Source organism: Actinocorallia longicatena (assembly GCF_039534125.1).
In the GTDB taxonomy this organism is placed as follows: domain Bacteria; phylum Actinomycetota; class Actinomycetes; order Streptosporangiales; family Streptosporangiaceae; genus Actinocorallia; species Actinocorallia longicatena.
The window spans coordinates 1-512 of the sequence record NZ_BAAAUV010000094.1 but is presented as its reverse complement, the minus strand read 5'-3'; the positions used below and the strand labels follow the sequence as shown (position 1 = coordinate 512).

General features: G+C 41.0%; 1 protein-coding gene. It reads left to right on the top strand.

The annotated features are described in order from the left end of the window. A partial coding sequence (locus ABD785_RS41220; RefSeq protein ID WP_344840370.1) for a phosphate acyltransferase occupies positions 1 to 389 on the top strand: 389 nt, incomplete at its 5' end. Between the last annotated feature and the right edge of the window lie 123 nt (positions 390 to 512).

Here is a 512-nt window from a genome sequence, read left to right as displayed (position 1 = left end):
ATCCAAGAGTTGCTATGCTTAGCTTTTCAACAAAGGGATCAGCAAACTCTCCAGAAACGGAAAAGGTATCAAAGGCCCTTCAAAGCGCAAAAGAAATGGATCCATCTTTAGTCATAGATGGTGAGTTTCAGTTTGATGCTGCATTTGTCCCGTCTGTTGCAGCCAAAAAAGCGCCTGATTCTATCATTCAAGGAGATGCCAATGTATTTATTTTTCCTAGCTTAGAGGCTGGGAATATCGGATATAAAATTGCACAGCGGCTCGGTAATTTTGAAGCGGTAGGCCCCATACTTCAAGGACTGAATAAGCCAGTGAATGATTTGTCACGAGGGTGTAATGCTGAGGATGTTTATAAGCTTGCCTTAATTACAGCTGGGCAATCGTTATAAATAAAGGAAGCACTTGGATCTTCATCGTCCAAGTGCTTTTTCGTTTCGTTCAATCATTCTAGAAAGGTTCTGTTCATAGATAAGAGTCTCTTCGTCTGATAAGTGAGAGTTTACTAGTGAACC